General features: G+C 65.4%; 15 protein-coding genes. 10 read left to right on the forward strand and 5 right to left on the reverse strand.

Annotated elements, in window-relative coordinates:
* Position 1: 1 nt before the first annotated feature.
* Positions 2-742, reverse strand: coding sequence for an aspartate/glutamate racemase family protein (locus IVB54_RS24905; protein WP_018458758.1), 741 nt, complete (start codon positions 740-742; stop codon positions 2-4).
* 206 nt (positions 743-948) lie between these two features.
* On the opposite strand from IVB54_RS24905, the gene IVB54_RS24910 reads away from it, so the two are divergent.
* On the forward strand, positions 949-1,665 hold the full coding sequence (locus IVB54_RS24910; protein WP_018458757.1) for a GntR family transcriptional regulator: 717 nt from the start codon (positions 949-951) through the stop codon (positions 1,663-1,665).
* The gene (locus IVB54_RS24915; RefSeq protein WP_018458756.1) at positions 1,662-2,411 is read left to right on the forward strand and encodes an aspartate/glutamate racemase family protein; all 750 of its coding nucleotides are present in this window, start codon (positions 1,662-1,664) and stop codon (positions 2,409-2,411) included. The genes IVB54_RS24910 and IVB54_RS24915 overlap by 4 nt, the downstream gene beginning before the upstream one ends.
* On the opposite strand, the gene IVB54_RS24920 is transcribed toward IVB54_RS24915, so the two are convergent.
* Positions 2,408-3,799, reverse strand: coding sequence for an amidase (locus IVB54_RS24920; RefSeq protein ID WP_247776485.1), 1,392 nt, complete (start codon positions 3,797-3,799; stop codon positions 2,408-2,410). The genes IVB54_RS24915 and IVB54_RS24920 overlap by 4 nt on opposite strands.
* An 88-nt stretch (positions 3,800-3,887) precedes the next feature.
* Here IVB54_RS24920 and IVB54_RS24925 point away from each other — a divergent pair, with 88 nt between their 5' ends.
* Genes IVB54_RS24925 through IVB54_RS24940 form a run of 4 tightly spaced genes read left to right on the forward strand, consistent with a single transcriptional unit; the run spans position 3,888 to position 7,755 of the window.
* On the forward strand, positions 3,888-4,982 hold the full coding sequence (locus IVB54_RS24925) for an ABC transporter ATP-binding protein (RefSeq protein WP_018458754.1): 1,095 nt from the start codon (positions 3,888-3,890) through the stop codon (positions 4,980-4,982).
* A 30-nt stretch (positions 4,983-5,012) separates the two neighbouring features.
* Positions 5,013-6,059: an ABC transporter substrate-binding protein gene (locus tag IVB54_RS24930; RefSeq protein WP_007608710.1), complete on the forward strand. Its 1,047-nt coding sequence runs from the start codon at positions 5,013-5,015 to the stop codon at positions 6,057-6,059.
* Between the two features lie 17 nt (positions 6,060-6,076).
* Positions 6,077-6,940: an ABC transporter permease gene (locus IVB54_RS24935; protein ID WP_026233654.1), complete on the forward strand. Its 864-nt coding sequence runs from the start codon at positions 6,077-6,079 to the stop codon at positions 6,938-6,940.
* The gene (locus IVB54_RS24940) at positions 6,940-7,755 is read left to right on the forward strand and encodes an ABC transporter permease (RefSeq protein ID WP_018458752.1); all 816 of its coding nucleotides are present in this window, start codon (positions 6,940-6,942) and stop codon (positions 7,753-7,755) included. The genes IVB54_RS24935 and IVB54_RS24940 overlap by 1 nt, the downstream gene beginning before the upstream one ends.
* On the opposite strand, the gene IVB54_RS24945 is transcribed toward IVB54_RS24940, so the two are convergent.
* Positions 7,756-8,091, reverse strand: a complete 336-nt coding sequence (locus IVB54_RS24945) for a hydroxyisourate hydrolase (RefSeq protein WP_026233653.1) — start codon at positions 8,089-8,091, stop codon at positions 7,756-7,758. It abuts the gene before it with no gap.
* 26 nt (positions 8,092-8,117) lie between these two features.
* Here IVB54_RS24945 and IVB54_RS24950 point away from each other — a divergent pair, with 26 nt between their 5' ends.
* Together IVB54_RS24950 and IVB54_RS24955 are read left to right on the forward strand one after the other, a co-directional pair.
* Entirely contained in the window at positions 8,118-9,314 is a 1,197-nt protein-coding gene (locus tag IVB54_RS24950; protein ID WP_026233652.1) for an MFS transporter, read from the forward strand.
* Entirely contained in the window at positions 9,295-10,662 is a 1,368-nt protein-coding gene (locus IVB54_RS24955; RefSeq protein WP_018458749.1) for an amidase, read from the forward strand. Before IVB54_RS24950 ends, IVB54_RS24955 begins: the two co-directional genes overlap by 20 nt.
* Positions 10,663-10,695: 33 nt before the next feature.
* On the opposite strand, the gene IVB54_RS24960 is transcribed toward IVB54_RS24955, so the two are convergent.
* Together IVB54_RS24960 and IVB54_RS24965 are read right to left on the reverse strand one after the other, a co-directional pair.
* Entirely contained in the window at positions 10,696-11,574 is an 879-nt protein-coding gene (locus tag IVB54_RS24960; protein WP_247299698.1) for a MurR/RpiR family transcriptional regulator, read from the reverse strand.
* A gap of 101 nt (positions 11,575-11,675) precedes the next feature.
* On the reverse strand, positions 11,676-11,873 hold the full coding sequence (locus IVB54_RS24965) for a hypothetical protein (RefSeq protein WP_247337525.1): 198 nt from the start codon (positions 11,871-11,873) through the stop codon (positions 11,676-11,678).
* An 18-nt stretch (positions 11,874-11,891) separates the two neighbouring features.
* Between IVB54_RS24965 and IVB54_RS24970 the strand changes: the two genes are divergently transcribed.
* Positions 11,892-13,433: an ABC transporter substrate-binding protein gene (locus IVB54_RS24970; protein WP_026233651.1), complete on the forward strand. Its 1,542-nt coding sequence runs from the start codon at positions 11,892-11,894 to the stop codon at positions 13,431-13,433.
* A 78-nt stretch (positions 13,434-13,511) separates the two neighbouring features.
* Complete coding sequence (locus tag IVB54_RS24975; RefSeq protein ID WP_018458746.1) at positions 13,512-14,456, forward strand: ABC transporter permease; 945 nt, start codon at positions 13,512-13,514, stop codon at positions 14,454-14,456.
* Positions 14,457-14,459: the final 3 nt, after the last annotated feature.

The following is a 14,459-nucleotide window of genomic DNA, read 5'->3' on the forward strand; positions in this document are numbered from 1 at the left end:
ATCACTTGATGACCGTCGATGTCTGGAAGATCCGCCCCCAGTCGGCAAGAGCCCCGGCATCGCCGCCGGCGAGCTCCAGGGTTCGCCACAGCGTGACCGCTACCGAATCGACCACCGCGACATTCAATTCCCGTTCGAGCGAAGCCGCCAGCGCGGCGCCGTCGAGGTTGGTGCAGAGGATGACGACAGCATCGGCGCCGTCAGCCGCCACAGCGCGGATCATGCCAGCAATCGTCGCAGGCGCGACCTCGCCGAAAGAGAAATTGTCGCGCAGTCCGAGGTGCCGCTCCGCGTGCGGGGCGATCCCCTCCTCGGCCCAGACGTGACCGATCCGCCGCTGCACGTCGTCGGTATAGGGCGAGACCAGGCCGACACGTTTGGCGCCGAGCGCGCGAGCGGCATCGATGCAGGCGAGCGTGGAGGTCGTCGCCGGCACGCCGGTGCGCACCGTGATTGCCTCGCAAAGGCTCCGGTCTCTGCCGATGCCGAGCCAGCTTGCGGACGTACCGTTCCAGGCGATGGCATCGACCTTCGCATCGGCCAGCAGGTCCGCCGCAGGCAGCATCACCGAGGCGTCGAACTGGTTCAGCGCGGCGGCGTCGAGTGCGATCTCGGTGACGCGGAAACGCGAGAAATGCGCGGTGACATCGGCCACGCCGGCGAGCATCGCACTGGTGACGGGCTCCAGCACCGAATTGGAGGACGGCGTGATCATGCCGAGGCGTTTGCGCACAATTGACATCGATCGCAGTCGCTCCGTTGCGGCGAAAGCGCTCCTCCGCTTCCTCAAAAGGATCATCCGCGTCCGCATCGGTCCACGCAACCCGCAATCTGCATGCTGCATACAATTTATTCGATATGCACGTGTTTTGAGCCACATACGTCTTCTATTTGGGCACCTCACGTGAAGGAAATTAGCTACGATCGCACGTCAGCAGGAAGGCCGGCGTGCCGCAAAAATCCGAACCCAACCCGGGCCGAAAGTCGCCCAAACTCAAACGGATGGGCCTGCATGAGCGCGCCGCCGCGCGGATGCGGACGATGATCATTCGCGGCGAGCTGCCGCCGGGATCGCAGACCCAGGAAACCAGGCTGTCGAAGGAGCTGGGCGTATCGCGCACTCCGCTGCGCGAGGCGATGAAAGTGCTCGCGGCCGAGGGATTGATTGAGCTCCGCCCCAACCGCAGCCCGCGCATCGCCGACCTCGCCGTCGACGGCATCTCGGAATTGTTCGAGGCGCTGGCCGGCATCGAGCGGCTGGCCGCCGAGCTCGCCGCCGAGCGCGCCACCGAGCGCGATCTCGCCCGCCTGCGCACGCTTCAGACCCGCATGGAAGGTCATCATCGCAACGGCAAGCTCGACGAGTACTTCGCCATCAACGGCGAGATCCACGACACCATCGTCCGCATGGCGCGCAACACGCCGCTGCGCGAGGCGCACGTGACGCTAATCTCCCGCGCCGAGCGCGCGCGTTACCTCGCGCTCGGCGCCGACCGGCGCTGGAGCAATTCGGTCGACGAGCACGCCGGCGTCCTTGCCGCGCTCGAGGCGCGCGATAGCGAAACCGCAGGACGCCTGCTCGGCGCCCATGTTCGGCGCACCGGCACGGCGCTGCTCGAAGTCATCGCGGCCTCTCAAGCCAAGCAGACGGCGGCGCAATCATGAAGCTGCTGCTGCTCAACCCGAACACCAGCACCGCAGTCACCCAGTTGATGACGGATGTCGGGCAGCGCGCGGCTGCGCCCGGGACCGAGCTGATCCCCTGCACCGCGACCCGCGGCGTGCCCTATATCTCGACACGCACCGAGGCACAGATCGGCGGTGCCATTGCGCTGGAGATGCTGGCCGGGCAGCATCGCAAGGTCGACGCCGCGATCATCGCCGCCTTCGGCGACCCCGGCCTGTTCGCCGCGCGCGAAACCTTCGACATTCCCGTGGTCGGCATGGCGGAAGCGGCGATGCTGACCGCCTGCATGGCCGGACGGCGTTTCGCCATCGTCACCTTCGCCCAGGCGCTCGGCCCCTGGTACGAGGAATGCGTCCGCGCCCACGGGCTGTGGGAGCGCTGCGCCGGCATCCGCATGCTCGATACGCCGTTCCAGGCGATCTCCGAGGTCGGCACCGAGAAGGAGGATGTGCTGGTCGATCTCGCCAGGCGCGCGATCGTGGAGGACGACGCGGACGTCTTGATTTTTGCAGGTGCGCCGCTCTCGGGCCTCGCCGAGCGCGTGGCCGACCGGATCCCCGTCCCAGTCGTCGATCAAGTCATCGCGTCGGTGAAGCAGGCCGAGGCCCTGGTCGCGCTTCGCCTGCGCAAGGCAACCGCAGGCACGTACCGCCGGCCCGCCGCCAAACCCACCCTTGGTCTTGCCGATGCGCTCGCCGCCCGGCTCGAGCATCGCGATAACTAGGGGAGCTGCGGCCAGCGATGCGAAAAACCAAGCTTGTTCTCAATCGTACGGCCGAAGGCAAACAGGCGGGATTCGCATCCCGGCGGTGCAATGATCTGGATACCGAACGGCAGCTCGTTCTGCGCTCGGGGGGCCGGCAGGGTCAGCACCGGGAAACCGACCAGCGACACGATGAAGGTGACGGCGAGATAATCGATCGGCGTCTCCAGCGCCGCGCCATCGATCGTGGTGACGTCGCTGATCTCATTCGGCCAGGGCAAAACGGACGCCGCCGGCGCTACCAGGAAATCGGCGCGGCTGAACAGCTCGCGAAAGCTGCGATAGATCGCGGTGCGGCGACGCTCGGCATTGAGATAGTCCTCCGCGGAGAGCTTTGCGCCCGCCTCGATATTCCAGATCACGGTGGGCGTCAGCTCGGCGCGGCGCGACTTCAGCAGCTCGCCATAGCCGTTGGCGATGTGCGCGGCGCGCAGCGTCCGAAATGCCTCGATCGCACCGCCGCAATCGGGCGCGGACGGCACCACATCGGCCACGGCTCCGAGCGCCTCGCAGGCCGCGGCGAAACGTGCACGGACATCGCGCGCGACGGCCGCGATCCCGAAATCGGGCGTCGCTGCGATCCGGGGACGCACTGCAACCGGCCGATCCTCATTGACGACACCGATCGAGAGTGGGTCGTGCACATCGCCTCCCCCACAGATCGACAGCGCAAGCTCGAGATCGTCGACGCCGCGGGCGAGAAAACCGTGGGTGGCGAGCATGTCCCAGCCGAGGGGGCGATGCGGCGCCGGGATGCGACCGGGCGTCGGCCGGATCGAGGCGACGTCGCAAAAACTTGCGGGCGTGCGCACGGAGCCACCGAAATCGGTGCCATGGGCCAACGGCACCATGCCGGCCGCGACCGCAACCGCGGAGCCACCGGAAGATCCACCCGAAGTCAGTACCGGATCGAACGGATTGCGCGTCGGCCCGCACAATTTGTTGGTACAGACCGCGCCGAAGCCGAATTCGGGTGTGTTGGTCTTTCCCAGAATGATCGCGCCAGCGCGCCGCAATCGCGCGACCACGAGATCGTCTTCGGCCGGAATATGATCGCGGAACAGAGCCGATCCGTACGTGGTCGCAACCCCCGCAGTGTCGGTGAGGTCCTTGATCCCTATGGGCACCCCATGCAGCGGGCCGACCCGCGTTGGCGCGGCGTCGCAGATATCAGCGGCACGGCGGGCCCCCTCCGCATCGACAGTCACGAAGGCCGCCAATTGGCTATCAAGACTCGCGATCCGCGCCAGATGCGCCTCGACCGCGTCGCGCGAGGAGAGTTCGCCCTTCGCGAGGGCGCCTGCGAGGGCCGTGGCAGTGAGGTCGCAAACCGATCGATCCGACGTCATCACCCCACCATGCCAAACCTCGCGGCGAAAAGCGACCGGTGCGGGCATGAGACTTGCTTTCTACTCCGGGGCAACGGGAGGCAACACCATGGCTGAAGCGCAAGGCGGCCGATCGCTCGTGGTCGACGCCGTCACCCACCGCTATCCGAGCGGCGCGCTCGCGGTCGAGAACATCAATCTCAACATCAAAGGGGGCGAGATCATCGCCCTGCTCGGCCCCTCCGGCTGCGGCAAGACTACCCTGCTGCGCATCATCGCCGGCTTCATCGCGCAGACGCAGGGGCGGATCATCATCGGCGACGACATCGTCGACGCGCTACCGCCGAACCGCCGCGCGGTCGGCATCGTGTTCCAGAACTACGCACTATTCCCCCATCTCAGCATCAGCGAGAACGTCGCTTATGGGCTTGCCGCGCGCGGGATCGACAAGGCGACCCGCCAGCGCGAAGCACAGCGCTTGCTGGATCTGGTGCAGCTGCCGACCATGTCGGAACGGTTGCCACGGCAGCTCTCCGGCGGCCAGCAGCAGCGCGTCGCGCTGGCCCGCGCGCTCGCGATCAAGCCGTCAATCCTGTTGCTCGACGAGCCCTTTGCCGCGCTCGACAAGAATCTGCGGCTCGACATGCAGATCGAGGTCAAGCGGCTCCAGCGCGTCTCCGGCATCACCACGCTGATCGTGACCCACGACCAGGAAGAAGCGCTGTCGATGGCCGACCGCGTCGCCGTCCTGAGCCACGGCAAGCTCGAGCAGTTCGGGTCGCCGTCGGACGTCTACGACCGGCCGCAGACCCTGTTCGTCAACACGTTCGTCGGCGCCAGCAACCGCATGCCCGGCGTGGTCGTCTCGGCAGACCGCACGGCCGCAAAAGTCCGCCTCGATGCCGGCGCGGAAATCATTGCGCGTCCCGCCGGCGGCGCTCTCACCGAGGGCGGCCGCGTCACCGTGTGCATACGCCCCGAGCATCTGCAATTCGTTGGCGACGAGACCGGCTTTGCCGGCGTGGTCGGCATGTCGCTGCCGTTAGGAGCCACCGTCGTCCACGAGGTCACCACCGCGGACGGCTCCGGCGTCAAGATCTCCCAGGCGCGCATCGGCGAGACGCGCACCCTGGAGAGCGGCGCCGCGGTGCGCCTCGCGCCGCTCGCCCCGTCGCTCGCAAACGCTTTTCCTGCAACGCTTTGAATTCAGTTTTTGTCCAGAGGGAGTTCGACCATGATCATGAACCGCCGAAGCCTGATGACGACCGCACTCACACTCGGCGCCATGAAGGCGTTTCCCGGACTGAGCTACGCCCAGGCCCGCCCGCTGGTGTTTGCGACCTTCACCGGAAGCTGGGAGGAGGCGCACAAGGCCGTGCTGGTGCCGGCCTTTCGCAAGGCGAACGCCGATGCCGCGATGGTGCTCGACCCCATGCTCTCGGTCGACCAGATCGCCAAGGTGAACGCCGCCAAGGCCAATCCGCCGATTGACGTCATGCTGCACGATCCCGGCCCGGCCCTGGTCGCAATCGGCCAGGATCTGGTCGAGCCATACCCCGTCGAGAAGAGCGCCTATTACAAGGACCTGATCGCCGAGGCCCAGGAGCCGATGGGCCCTGCCCCCTTCTTTCAGGTCGTCGGCCTCACCTACAATCCGGAAGCCGTCAAGACGCCGCCGACCTCCTGGGCCGATCTGTGGAAGCCCGAGTTCAAGGGCCGCGTTGGCATCACCAACCTTAACTCGACGCTCGGCACCGGCTGGCTGGTCGAGATCGCCAAGATGCGCGGCGGTTCGGAAGCCAATGTCGATCCCGGCTTCAAGGCGATCGAGGAGCTGAAGCCCAACCTCGCCGCGGTCGCCGCCAATCCCGGCGCGCTCGCCACCCTGTTCCAGCAGGGCCAGATCGATATCTCGCCCGGCAATTTCAACGCCATCCAGATCCTGAAAGCGCGCGGCGTGCCGGTCGAGTTCGTGGCCCCGAAGGAAGGTGCCATCGCCTTCAAGACCACGATCCACATCGTCAAGAACTCGCCCAACCGCGAGCTCGCCTTCAAGCTGATCGAGGCGTCGTTGACCCCGGAAGTGCAGACCACGCTGATGAACCCGCCCTACCTGATCGTGCCGACCAATTCCAAGGTGGCGATGGGCGGCGAGATCGCGCGCGTGCTCGCCAAGGACACGGCCGAGCTGAAGCAGAAATTCGTGTTCCAGGACTGGAAGAAGATCAACGAGCAGCGCTCGGCCTGGATCGAGCGTTTCAACCGCGAGATCAAGATCTAGAGCTTCAAGGACTCATGATGGGCACAGCACCGGCATCACGAGACGTCACGTCCTACGGGATGGGATTGGCAGCGCCGCTGGCGCTGTTCTTCCTAGTGTTCTTAGTGGCGCCGCTGCTGCAATTACTGTGGCTCTCGTTGCACAACGACACGGCCGCGCTCCATTGGGGACTCGGCCAGTATCTGCACTTCCTCACCGATCCCTTCAGCCTCAGCGTGCTCGGCTCGACGCTGCTGCTTGGGGCCGAGGTGACGGCCGTCTGCCTCGTGCTCGGCTTTCCCATCGCCTGGCTTTACCAGCGGGTCGGGCCGCGGCTTCAGACCATCATCATCCTGATCGTGCTGCTGCCGCTTTTGACCAGCGTCGTGGTCCGTACCTTCGCCTGGATCGTCATCCTGGGCCGCCAGGGCATCATCAACGCGACGCTGCAATCGCTCGGCATCATCGAGACGCCCCTGAAACTGCTCTACACCCAGTTCGGCGTCGTCCTCGCGCTGGCGCAGGTGCAGATGCCGCTGATGACGCTGCCGCTGATCACCGCGCTCGGCCGGATCGATTCCAATCTCGACGACGCCTCCTGCTCGCTCGGCGCTGGAAGCTGGCGCACGTTCTTCCGGATCGTGCTGCCGCTGTCGCTGCCCGGCGTGATCGCCGGCTGCACGCTGACCTATGCCGCCGCGATCACGGCCTTCATCACCCAGTCGCTGATCGGCGGCGGACAGATGCTGTTCATGCCGATGTATCTTTACCAGCAGGCTTCGACCCTGCAGAACTGGCCGTTTGCCTCCGCAATCTCGATCATCTTTTTGCTCGCGGTGCTCGCGGTCGTCTCCGTCTTCACCACGCTCGGCCGCCTGTCGCGCGGCTATGGAGGTGCGTGATGAGCGGGCGCAAGCGCACCCTGGAGGCGTTCAGTTTCGAGCTGGTCATGAGCCTGATCGCCGCGATTGCGCTGATCATCATCATCGCGCCGTCGCTGGTGGTGCTGATCGTCTCGTTCACCAGCGGCTTCTCGCTGCGTTTTCCGCCGCCGGGCTATTCGCTGCGCTGGTACGCCGAATTGTGGAACGCCTGGCAGCTGCACTTCGCAGCCAAGAACAGCCTCATCGTGGCACTGTGGGCGACGGGCCTGTCCGTGGTGCTCGGCGTTGCCGCCGCGCTCGCGATCTCGCGCTCACCGACGCTGTCGGCGCGGCTGCTCGATTCCCTCTTCATGTCGCCGCTGGTTCTGCCGGCGCTGGCCTTTGGCCTTGCCGCGTTGATGCTGTTCTCGCTGGTCGGCCTGCCGGTGTCGCCGTTGACGCTGGTAATCGGCCACACCGTGGTCTGCGTGCCCTATGTCGTGCGCAATACGATTGCGGCGCTTGCCCAGCTGGAGCCGACCCTGCTGGAGAGCTCGGCCGTGCTGGGCGCCGGCCGCATCTACACGTTCCGGCGCATCGTGCTGCCGCTGATCCGGCCGGGCATCATCGCGGGCGCCTTCATCGCCTTCATGTCGTCCTTCGACAACGTGCCGGTGTCGCTGTTCCTGCGTGATGCCGCCACCGACATGCTGCCGATCCGGATGTGGCAGGACCTCGAGGGCAAGCTCGACGTCACCATCGCCGCGCTGTCGGGCGTGCTGATCATTGCAACCGTCGCGTTGGTCGCGATTATGGAGCGCGTCACGGGGTTATCGCGGCGGCTGACCAACTGATCAGGCGCCGCGGAACAGCGAATAGCCCCAGCGCGTGAATTTCAGCGGCAGGTGAAAATGCTCGTCAACATTCTTGATGCGAAAGCGGAACGGCGTCACCGTGAGAAACCCGTCGCGCTCGCCAAAGAACTCGCCGAGATGAAACAGGACCTCATACTCGCCCGCCGTCACGCCCGCCCCCTGCGCAACGGGATGATCGAGCACGCCGTTGACACCAAGCCGTCCGTCGGCGACGCGCAGCGAGTCCGGATCGATCCGCCAGATCTCGACGCGCAGACCCTGCGCCGGGCGTCCGCTCGCCACATCGACCGCGTGAATGGAAATGCCACCTGCCACAATGTTCCCCCCGAGAGCGCTGCACCATGGTAGACGCAAACACGGCCGTTCGACCAGCGCCCGCATTGCTGCCCGCGCTTGGCGCCACGACCTCATTGCAGGCGCTGGTGGCTCTGGCTCTGTTCGCGCCGGGCGTGGTGGCACCGCGCGCCCATATCGAGGTCTGGCAGCTCTCGATGTTCTCCTGCGCCGTGTTCGCGGTCGGCATTCCCGCCTCGTTCTGGGGCGGCGGCTTCATCGCCCGCCTGGGCTCGATGCGGATCGCGAGCCTCTGCGCGGCGGCGATCATCGCCAGCATGGCGCTGGCTTCGCTCGGCTCGACGGCGGCCCTGCTCGCAGCCGGCCTCTGTCTTGGCCTCGCCTTCGGACCGGAGACGCCCGCAAGCGCGGTGCTGCTGGCGCGGCTCGTGACGGCCGAGCGGCGCGCGTTCGTGTTCTCGGTTCGCCAGACCGGAAACCAGATCGGCGCCGTCTGCGGCTCGCTGGTTCTGCCCGCGATCGCAATCTCGCTCGGGCCCGCCTGGTGCTATGCCGCCGTGGGCGCCTGTGCGCTGCTGGCGATAGCGTGGTTCGAGCGCCTGCGGCCCGCCTACGCCGTCAAGGTCGTGCCACTGCCGGAGCTTAGCCTTCGCACGCGGCTGGCACTGGTGATCGCGGACCGGCGCATCGCAATGCTGGCGCTGGCCTCGATGCCCTTCAGCGCGATGCAGGTGTCGCTCAATACGGTCTTCGTCACGCTCGGCACCCGCGAGCTCGGCCTCAGCCATGTCGAGGCCGGCATGGCGCTTGCTTGCGCCCAGGCCGGCGGCCTGATCGGCCGGCTCGGCTGGGGCTTCGTCGCAACGCGCCTCAATGCCTCGCGCGGAGTTCTCGTCGTCATCGGCCTCGGTATGACGTTCTGCGCCGCGCTGCTGGGTCTCGATGGCGTATCGCTCGGGCGGACCGGCCAGTTCGCGATTGCAACTCTGTTCGGCCTGACGGCCTCCGGGTGGAACGGTGTCTTCGTCGCCGAGATCGCACGCCTCGCCCCGCAGGACAGGATTGGCGAAACCACCGGCGCGGTGCTGACCGCATCCTACGCCGGCCTCTTGGCAGCACCGGCGCTGGTGTCCTTCCTGGACAGCGCAGCCAGTCTCGGTGCCGCCTTCTTCGCCTTGGCTTGCCTCGCCCTCTGCGGCACATTGGCACTGGTCTGGGGAGGCCATGACAAAGGGAAGAAGTAGCGCGTGCGAGATTGCGGCCGACGTCTCCGCCGGACGAACGAGTGCGGTCGAGACCGCCAAGGCCGCGCTTGCGCGCATCGAGGCCGCCAAGGCGCTGAACGCAGTGGTGACGACCGCTCCTGCGCGTACGCTTGCCGACGCCGCAGCGGTCGATGATCGCCTGCGTGCCGGCGAGACGATGCCGCTCGCCGGTGTCCCCGTCGTCGTCAAGGACAACATCTGGGTCCGTGACTGGCGTGTGACACAGGGCTCGCGCCTGTTCGCCGAATTCGTCGCGCCGCAGGATGCGATTGCGATCGAGCAGCTGCGCAAGGCCGGCGCCGTCGTCGTCGGCATCGGCGCAACGTCGGAATTCGCCTGCAAGGGCGTGACCACCTCGCCGCTGTATGGGCCAACGCGGCATCCGCTGGATCCCACGTTGACGCCCGGCGGCTCGTCGGGCGGCCCTGCCACGGCGGTTGCGGCCGGCCTCGTGCCGCTAGCGATCGGCACCGATGCGGGCGGCTCGAGCCGCAGGCCGCCGGCCCATGTCGGCGTCGCGGGGTTCAAACCGTCCTATGGCGCGATCCCCTATGGGCCAGGCTTCGCCGAACCGTTTTTCGGCCTCTCCGTCATCGCGCCGATCGCCACTGACGTTGCCGATATCGCGCTGGCGTTCGAGGCCATGGCCGGCGTCGATCCGCGCGATCCGGATTCAGCCGGCATCGCTCAAGAGGCCAAAAACATCGCCGGTCTGCGCATCGCGTTCTCGCCGCGCCTTGGGCTCGACGTCGCCGTCGACGATGTTGTCGCTGAAGGGCTCGCTTTCGCCATCGCGCGTCTCTCCGCCGCTGGCCTCAGCATCGCGCAGCGCGATCCCGTCTGGCCGGCGGGCGCGACGGAAGAGGCTATCATGCCGCTTCAGCAGGCCGGCCTCGCCGCACTCTATCGAGATGCCTTCCGCGAGGATCCGACCGTGTTCGATCCTGACATCGCCAGACAGATCGAGCGAGGGCTGTCGTGGTCGGGCGCCGACGTTGCCGGTGCGCTGCTGGCAAGCGCCGCAATCGCCAATGCTTTCGCGGCATTCTTCACCGAGGTTGATCTGCTGCTGGCGCCAACCGTTCCCTGTGTCGCCTGGCCATTCACCCAGCTCGGACCCGACATGATCGGTGGCCGCGCGGCGAGCCCGCGCGCGCACGCGGCGTTAACGCCCTTTGTCAATCATGCTCGTCTGCCGGCGATTTCGCTGCCGTGCGGAACGGATCGGTGCGAACTTCCATTCGGCCTTCAGGTCATCGCCGCGCGCGGACAAGACCGCACGCTGCTTGAAGCAGCGCAAGAGATCGAGGCCATATTGCGAACATAATCCCGAGAGGCGGGCGGTGGGCTAATTGCCCGCTCAGTCTCCCAGCGGCCCTTTGGCGTCCCCGTCGCTCCCCTTCAGCAACTCGTATTTGATCCGCCGCATGCGCGCCTGGGCTTCGAGCGGTTTGCAATAGGCAGTTGACGCCGCAAGCAGATCGATGGTGGCGAGAAATGCATAGCGCGACGCCGTCGGCTTGAGCGCGTCGGGCGCCTCGGGCACGTGTACGCCAAGCGCAATATCGGCGATCGAGGCCAGCCTGCTTTGCGGCTTGGTAATTGCGATGACCAAGGCGCCGTATTGCTTGGCGATACTGGCTGCCTCGATCACCTCGTTGGCTGCACCGGTGGTCGAGATGGCAACGACGACATCATCCCGTCCGAAGGTCGCGGCAATCATGCGCATCAAGCTCGGATCGGAGGCATGCGAGACGGCAATCCCAAGACGAAAGAACCGGTTCTGAACCTCCGCCGCCGCAAGAGTGGAACCGCCCCCCACCCCGAACGCTGCAAGCTTCGAACAGCGGGAGATAGCTTCGGCAGCCCGCTCGATGTCCTCCTTGCGAAGTCCCTCCTCGGCAGCGGCAATTGCACGGCGAATTTCCTGAAACACCGACCGCCAGAGCGCGGGGCGCGCCAGATCGGTCCCGACATGCGGGGGAAGCTCAACGTAAATCCGCCCGACCGCCATTGCTTGAGCCAGCCTCACCTTGAGGTCGCGGACGCCCCGGCAACCGACGGAGCGGCTGAACCGGGTTACCGTCGGCTCGCTGACGCGCGCCCGACGGGCCAACTCGGAATTGCTGGCGTGAACGGCAAACTCCATATCGGCCAGCAGCACCGTGGCAACGCGTTGCTCGGACGGGCTGAGGCTTAGAGCGCTCTGCCTGATGAGGGAGATGATGTCGCCGGCCACGACATTGTCGTCGCCGGGCGGCTTCGAGATTGCTGCACCAACGGCTCTCGCCGGGTGATTTCGCTTTGCACGCGCCATTGCCCGCCCTTTCCCAGGTCAGATCAACCTGCGCCCTTGGCAAGAAGCTGCCGTAAGAAACCTTCAGCATCGACCAAACGTATATCGGCATGCCACATCAATAACAGCATTTTCTGCTTGATAATTGCCAAATTGTGTATGTAACTTTCAAACAAGCAATAGCGTGCCGTCAGCCCAACAGCTGAAAGGCACATCCCTGCACCGGGAAGCAGGCGGCTCAACAAGGCGGGAGGGCGATCATGAGATACGGTCCAAGTGTCTTGATGCGTGGCGTCGTGGGGCTGGCCACCGCGTCATTTTTGATTGCGCAGGCCAATGCCGCCACCCTGCTACGCGAAGCCACCATCGGAGAACCGCCGCCGCTCGATGTCATGCTGACGACCGCCGACGTCGCATCGGTCATCGGCCGCCACATCTTCGAGACCCTGTATGCGCTAGACTCGACCTATACGCCGCGTCCGATGCTGGCCGAGAGCGATCGCACGGAAGACGGCGGTCGGACCATCGTCATCAAGCTCCGCGAAGGAGTCCTCTTCCACAACGGCAAGGAGATGACCGCCAAGGACGTAGTCGCCTCGATGACGCGATGGGGCAGTTTCGGTGCACGCGGCAAGCTCCTGATGGCGGCGGCTACGTCGGTCGAGGCGACCGGAAAGTATGAAGTCACGCTGAAATTGTCCGCGCCGAACGGCGCCTGGAAGGCTCTCATTGCGGACGTCAATGGCGGTCTTGCGATCTATCCGGAAGACATAGCCGCCAAAGCGGGGAACCGGCCGATCGAGCAGAAGGACTATATCGGCACCGGGCCCTACAAGTTCGTGGAGTGGCGGCCGAACCGCTATGTCGAGGTGGAGAGGTTCGAGGGCTACAAGCCGGTGAAGGAAAAGGGTGACGGCTTCGCCGGCGCCCGCGTTGCGAGCTTCGACAAGATCCGGTTCATTCCGGTGCCTGACGTCGGCACGCGCGTGAGCGGCGTGCAGGCGGGTGACTACGACTATGCGGAAATGATCTCCGGCGATCTGTACGAGTCCCTGAGCAAAGATCCATCGGTCCAGGTGCAGCGTACCAACGCGCCGATCTTCGGCCTTTTCTTCATGAACTCGAAGCAGGGAATCCTGAAGGACAATTACAAGCTCCGCCGCGCCATCCAGACCGCGCTGGACAAGTCGCAGGCGCTGCGCGTCGCCTTCGGTCCCAAAGACCTGTGGAATGCCGAAGGATCGATCTTTCCCAATGGCACCCCCTGGTACTCGACGGAAGGCGCCTCAAATTATAGTGCGCACGATCCGAAGAAGGCCAAGGAGCTCGCAAAGGAGGCGGACTACACGGGGACGCCGATCCGCCTGCTGGTCTCGACGAACTATCAGGCACACTATGACGAAGCCTCCGTCTTCACCCGTCAGCTGGCCGACGCCGGAATCAATGTTCAGATGATGGTCGTCGATTGGGCGACCCTTCTGAAGATGCGCGGCCAGCCGGAACAGTGGGACATCTTCGTCACGCACCATTCCTTCGCGCCGGACCCGCTGCTGCTCACGTTCCTGAATGCGAGTTATCCCGGCTGGTGGGACAGCCCCGAGATCGGCTCGCTTCGGGCCGAGTTGATCAACACGACCGATCCAGCCGCGCGCAAGTCGACATGGGACAAGATCCAGTCGCTGATCTATGAGCAGGTACCGGTGATGAAAGTAGGCGATGCCTACACCTACGACATTGCTTCTCCCAAGCTCAAGGGGCTCAACCCAAACGGTCCGGTGTTCTGGAATGTGTCCACGAAATAAGGACGGGCAATGAGGCCGCGAGGACTGTCGAGCGCCGGCGCCGGCGCGCATCGTTGCCGCTGACAGGCGCCCAATCACATGTGGTCTTACGCATTCAAGCGCGCAGGAACGACGGCGGTGACGCTGCTGGCAGCGTCCATCATCATCTTCGCGTTCATCCATATCGTGCCGGGTGACCCGATCTATGTTTTGCTCGGTGATACCGCGACTCCCGACCAGATCGACGCCTTGCGACACCAGCTCGGTCTCGACCAGCCGATCATCCTGCAATATCTCACTTGGGCCGGCCATGTGCTCGAGGGCGACCTCGGGCGGTCGATCTTCTTCCAGGCGCCCGTGCTGTCGATGATTGCCGATGGCGCCGAGACCAGCACCTTGCTCGCCACCATGACGATGATCTGGGTTGCCGTCATCGGCGTGCCGATCGGAATGATTGCGGCGGTCCGGCACGGCACGTGGCTCGATCAGGGATTGTCCGGTGGGGCGATGCTGATGGCCTCGATACCCACGTTCTGGGTCGGGCTCTATCTGATCCTGATCTTCGCCGCGTGGCTCGGCTGGTTTCCGAGCTCCGGCTATCCGTCGATCTTCGAAGGCGGTGTCGTCAATCTCCGCTATCTCGTCCTCCCCAGCCTGGCGCTTGCGGCTCCGAATGCTGCTTTGATCCTGCGGCTGACGCGCGCCAGCATGCTCGACGTCTCCCGGGAGGACTACGTGCGCACGGCGCGGGCAAAGGGAATCCGGCCGTGGCAGGTCGTGCGCCGCCACATCTGGCGCAATGCACTCCTGGCGGTCGTCTCGGCCTTCGGCTTCACCTTCGCCGCGCTGCTGTCCGAGGCGGTGGTGACCGAAACCGTGTTTGCCCTGCCCGGCATCGGCCGCCTCGTCGTTCAGTCGATCCTTCGCCGAGACTACCCTGTGATCCAGGGCGTCATCCTGGTCATCGTGGTGGTTTATCTCCTGATCAATCTGATCGTCGATCTGAGCTATCGTCTGCTCGATCCGCGGGTTGAACTTCAATGAGCA

Origin of the sequence: Bradyrhizobium sp. CW1 (assembly GCF_023100665.1) — a bacterium.
Taxonomy (GTDB): domain Bacteria; phylum Pseudomonadota; class Alphaproteobacteria; order Rhizobiales; family Xanthobacteraceae; genus Bradyrhizobium; species Bradyrhizobium canariense_D.